Genomic DNA, 4,932 nt, shown 5'->3' with positions numbered 1-4,932 from the left:
AAAACCGCACAAAGTCATCATCATTGCCGTCGCCCGGAAGCTGGTCACAATTGTCAATGCACTGTGCAAATCCCGGCAGAAGTGGGCAGCTCAGACCTTGTGAGGAATACAGTTGCTAGTTTCGGGACCAGCTGAGCAACCCGCATAACCTAACAAAAGACACTGGTTAAACGCGGGTTGCTCACCCCCTGCATGAGGAAAACAGCAGGTTTCTCAGGTTAAGCTAATGGGTCCGCACTGTAGACTGCAGAATTCATGACTTGGAACACTCAACCAATTGGTTAACATGCATCCCCGTGAAACTGCCAGGGGGAAGGGGTGTTTCAATTCCATAGCAGTGCCAGTGAGGCTTGGGCTGAATTCGAATGCCCAGTGTGCTCTATCGACATGGATTTCGAACTTAGCGATGTGCCGTCAGAGGGTGAGGTGTTTGAATGTCCAAACTGCGCAGCCCATCTGACTGTGCAGCACCTAAAGTGCGGATCCAGCTAAGGAGGAAGATGCAAAGGCATTTCGTTTTTCTGGAATTAAACCGTAGATCGATGGTATGGTCTCCTTCTGTTAGTGGTGGGTAATATTATGCGATTGAAACTCACCATCATTCTTGCGGTCACTGGCACATTTCTTTTTACGCAAAATGCCATTGCGGACCCCAAACCCCAAAATGTGAAAGTCACGGGAGCGCAGGATCTTGCAAACTTGTATGGCGGCAAGACTCAGATCTGGAAAGGATGCAAGGGAGGGATCTATTTCGGAGCCAACTGGGAGGCTCAGGCTTATTGCGCAAAGCATCCTGATAGCGTTGGGCTGGGTAAATGGCGCATCGACGGCAAAGGGCGCGTTTGTCACGAGATGAATTGGTACCGGGCCAAAGACGGGGAGGTAGCTTCTAAAGAAAAAAAGGAAGAATGCGTTTCTCATGTAACGGCCGAGGACGGGATTGTTTGGAGAAGCTGGCCTGACGACAGAGAATGGTGGAAAGCCACTAACAGTCCCAGCCTGGAGAAGGGCTTTAAGTTCAAGTCAAAGGTTAAGAGGCTTCGCAGGAAACTCAAGCTTTGAATGCACCGTAGGTGAATCATCTCGGGCTACCTGCGGGCGTTAATGGCGTACGCCCGCAGGGATCATCTGCCTAGATGATAAGGGAGAACGGGGTTCCCTTACTCTCTTTTTGCGTGAGTGGTGTTGAGGAAGCGTTTAGGTATCGTAAAAGGTGCATAAAAGGTGCGGATTCAGGGCTCAGATGCTGTTCTGTGCAGTCTGTTGCTATAGGGTGAAACTGGAAATCGACCAAATAATCGAGTAGCATTCCAGTTGACTCAGACCATACAGATTGACTGTAGACATGTGCAACCATACCCTTCGCGAAGCCTCACTATCAGATGCATCTCGTTGCTTTGATATTGAAGTATCTGCTTACGATGGAGATGAAGCTGCGACACTTGGAAAGATTTCAAAACGCATATCCGAATATCCTCAGGGCTTTCTGATCCTGGAGGTCGACAACAAAGTCGCCGGCTTCATAAACAGCGGTTGCGCCCACGAGGTTGAAATGTCTGACGAAGACTTCAAAGAGCTCATAGGGCATGATCAGACAGCGCCGAACGTGGTAATCATGTCTGTGGTGGTCGATCCCGAGTTTCAGGGCCGTGGCCTTTCCACCATATTAATGGATGAGTTTGTTAGCCGCATGTCTGAGATGGGAAAAGCTTCCATCCATCTGATGTGTAAAGAGCACCACCTGCTTCTCTATGAAAAGTTTGGCTATCGGTACATTCAGCCGTCGGCATCTGACCACGGTGGGATGCAGTGGCACGAGATGGTAATGGAGCTCAATGCGCGTTGAGGCTTAAGGCTTCCACCAGTACCGGCGCGAGTGGGTCTAGGCTGGATTTCTTCGTCCAAGAAAGGAGCCGGGTAGCTGAGCGCGGACCAAGTCAGGCGAGCGCAGGCAGGCCGGAAGAGTGGAAGTCACGGCCAGGCAGTATCTGGTGGGCCAAGCGCAGCGGGTGAAAGCCCCGCGTTCAACAAAGGAGTGACTACAATAGACACCCCCTCAAATGGCCTCTGGTCTAGATAGGATACTCGCCTATCGTTTTGAAATAGGCATCTAAGATTGGCCGCGTGCTTCTTCTGGAGACGAATTTGAGCCCGATCTTGAACCCTGAACGCCACAAGCCTATGACCTGCAGCTTGCCAATGCCATTCACAGTCACTGTATGTATTTCTCTGAAGTCAATTTCTGAGGCGTCTTCAGGCAGAACGACTCCAAGGCCACTATAGCTGAAGTTAAGCGTTGCCGCCTGGAGTTCACGGTTGGGAAGGCTCAGGATGCAACAAAGATTCTTCATCAAGCGGGGCTCGACTGGTAATGGCTGCCTGTTCATGGGCACGGAGACTCCAACTTCTAGTTCTCCAGCAGGCGGAGATATTGGCTCCTTCTATGAAGTTGTAGGAACGAGGGGCAATGCGGCAAACTTGCATTTGTAATGTGAGTTGGTCTGCAATCTGGCTGAGTGGGGGCGTAAGGAAGTGTTCAAATCATCCAGTAAAGGAGCACATTGATCTTTGCGCTGTGTTCTCTAAATGTTCCCCCATGTGGGCCATGCGAAGAACTGTGATCGGCGGCCAGGTCGGTAAGGATGATTGGGTGATCACCTGGAGCGGCCGCGATGTGGGCCGGGTGATGCTGGAAGAGTTCCCTTTCAATGGCGCGAAGCCTTGGAAGTGGGCGACCTGGGTCTTTCCGGCAGAGCATGGCCGGGTCGATACGATGAATGAGGCGAGAGAGGCTGTGCGCGCGTCAGTTCTTTGTGCGTCAAAAGGGGTAGGGCATGGCTAGCGGCTGCCCGCTCCCACTTTCACCCTTTGTATCGTAAGGCTCCGGCGAAGACCGCGGTCCCATTGGCTCTGTGATGTGATACCCGTTGTTCATGGAGATCGACGAGGACAAGATTGACGACGCGGTTCTGGGACTGCTCTGGTTGACGCTGCATGATGAGTGTCGCGCCTGGAAGGGAATGGACTGGTCGGCACTGGATCGATTGCATCGGAAGGGTTTGATCCATGACCCGGTTAACCGGGCCAAATCTGTAGTGCTGACCGATGAAGGGCTACAGCGCTCAAAAGCCCTGTTTCAACGGTTGTTCACGCGGCCGCCGCAGTAACGCCCTCACGGGCTTTCCAGTTCCAGGGCAGAAGTTCCGGCACGCGCGAGACGGGCATGTCGGGCAGCCGGGCGAGGACATCGGCCAGCCAGGCCTGCGGATCAATGCCGTTCATTTTGGCCGTGACGATAAGGGTGTACATGGCGGCGGCCCGCTCACCGCCGCGCTCGGAGCCGGCAAAGAGCCATGACTTCCGGCCCAGGGCCACGCCGCGCAGGGCGCGTTCGGCCGCATTGTTCGTCAGGCAGATGCGCCCGTCATCGAGGAATGCGGTAAAGGCCTGCCAACGGCCCTCTTTCTCGAACATGTAGTTGATCGCCTTGGCCACCTTGTTGTGCCTGGACAGCTTCGCGCGCTCTTCCTGCAGCCAGTCATGGAGATTATCGACCAGGGGACGGGAGAGTTCCTGACGGACGGCAAGCCGGGCATCGGCATCCAGCCCATTGATCTCGCGCTCGATGTCGAAGATGGCGTCGATCCGTTTCACCGCTTCCAGGGCGGCCGGCGAGATCTGATGGGCCGGTTTGCCCTTTCGGACGTTGCCCGCAATATCCGCAAGTTCGAAGAACTTCCGGCGGGCATGCGACCAGCACAGCGCGCTGGTCACGGGGCCCGCATCTCGGTCAGCGCGGTAAAGATCGTTGTATCCGCCATAGGCGTCGGCCTGCAGCACGCCTTGCCATCCGGCGAGGTGCTGATTGGGATTGGTTGCCGCGCGATCCCGCGAGAAGCGGAAAAACGCAACCGGTGGTGCGCCACCATTCCAGGGCTGGTCATCGCGCACATAGGTCCAGAGACGGGCCTTTTTTGCACCGCCCCGCGCCAGGAGCGGCACGGTCGTGTCGTCGCCATGCAAGCGGTGGGCGGCAAGCACGTGGGTCTCGATCAGGGCATGGATGGGCTGCAACGCGGCAGTGGCATGCCCGACCAGATCGGCCAGGGTCGACAAGCTCAACTCGACGCCTTCACGGGCGAAGCGTTCGGCCTGCCGGTTCAGCGGCTGGTGCTGTCCATATTTCTCGAAGACCAGCATGGCGATCAGGCTGGGCCCGGCCCATCCGCGCGGGATCGCATGGAACGGGGCCGGTGGCTGGCTGATCTTCTCGCAGGCCCGGCAGGTGAACTTCTCGCGCACGGTCTGGATCACCTTCCACTGCCGCGGGATCACCTCCAGCGTCTCGGTGACATCTTCGCCCATCTTCACGATCCGAGCCACAGCAGGTGCAGGCGGCAGGTGCCTCGACAACCACCCGCTCACGCGGCAGGTGATCGGGGAACGGCTTGCGCACAGGGTGGCGGCGCGTGAAGGCGCGCACCTTGCTGGCCTTTTCAGCCGCCTGTTCTGCGGCCAGGGCATCCTCGGTTGCCGCCGTTTCCAGTTCTTCAAGCTGCAGTTCCAGTTGATCAATCAACCGCGCGCGCCGTTCCGACGAGATGCCGAATTTGTCGCGGCGCAGCTTGGCAATCTCAAGCTTGAGTTCCTGGATCATCGCTTCCGAGCAGGACACGACGGCGCGGGTCTGTGCCAGTTCGCTTTCCGCAACCTCTGCGCGGGCCTCCGCAGCGGCCAGGGCAGCGCGTAATCTCGCAAGCTCGGAAGCGGTATTCGACATGGCGGATGTCTATCATCCGGGCTCGAGGGGCGCCAATAAAAACAGGCCCGACGGAACATTTAACCAGCCTTTGCAGGACGTTGCGTCCAGCGCGGATTGCGCCAGTCGATCCCCTCCAGAAGATAGCCCAGTTGTGCCGCAGAGATCTGCAC

The 4,932-nt window shown here is 56.4% G+C and carries 4 protein-coding genes and 1 pseudogene; 4 read left to right on the top strand and 1 reads right to left on the bottom strand.

The features are described from left to right. The first annotated feature begins 579 nt into the window (after window positions 1–579). The 4 genes from A2I95_RS25945 to A2I95_RS25930 all read left to right on the top strand — a co-directional run bounded on the left by A2I95_RS25945 (window position 580) and on the right by A2I95_RS25930 (window position 3,167). Window positions 580–1,062 carry a DUF995 domain-containing protein gene (locus tag A2I95_RS25945; protein WP_291734551.1) on the top strand — a complete coding sequence of 161 codons (483 nt, stop codon included), beginning with the start codon at window positions 580–582 and terminating at the stop codon, window positions 1,060–1,062. Window positions 1,063–1,345: 283 nt separating this feature from the next. Then, complete coding sequence (locus A2I95_RS25940) at window positions 1,346–1,846, top strand: GNAT family N-acetyltransferase (RefSeq protein WP_291734550.1); 501 nt, start codon at window positions 1,346–1,348, stop codon at window positions 1,844–1,846. A 759-nt stretch (window positions 1,847–2,605) separates the two neighbouring features. Further along, window positions 2,606–2,842, top strand: a complete 237-nt coding sequence (locus A2I95_RS25935) for a hypothetical protein (protein ID WP_291734548.1) — start codon at window positions 2,606–2,608, stop codon at window positions 2,840–2,842. 91 nt (window positions 2,843–2,933) lie between these two features. After that, entirely contained in the window at window positions 2,934–3,167 is a 234-nt protein-coding gene (locus A2I95_RS25930; RefSeq protein ID WP_259987989.1) for a DUF6429 family protein, read from the top strand. Here A2I95_RS25930 and A2I95_RS25925 read toward each other — a convergent pair. Continuing rightward, window positions 3,148–4,780, bottom strand: a pseudogene (locus A2I95_RS25925) (IS66 family transposase). The gene A2I95_RS25930 and the pseudogene A2I95_RS25925 sit on opposite strands and share 20 nt — an antisense overlap. Between the last annotated feature and the right edge of the window lie 152 nt (window positions 4,781–4,932).

This window comes from Leisingera sp. F5, assembly GCF_001593695.1.
The sequence above is the reverse complement of the archived record's forward strand: the minus strand, read 5'-3'. Positions and strand labels throughout refer to the sequence as shown.

Excerpts from the sequence above, each read along its gene's own strand:
- A2I95_RS25935 (WP_291734548.1), top strand. The coding sequence starts at position 2,606 with ATGCGAAGAACTGTGATCGGCGGCCAGGTCGGTAAGGATGATTGGGTG.
- A2I95_RS25940 (WP_291734550.1), top strand. The coding sequence starts at position 1,346 with ATGTGCAACCATACCCTTCGCGAAGCCTCACTATCAGATGCATCTCGT.
- A2I95_RS25945 (WP_291734551.1), top strand. The coding sequence starts at position 580 with ATGCGATTGAAACTCACCATCATTCTTGCGGTCACTGGCACATTTCTT.
- A2I95_RS25930 (WP_259987989.1), top strand. The coding sequence starts at position 2,934 with ATGGAGATCGACGAGGACAAGATTGACGACGCGGTTCTGGGACTGCTC.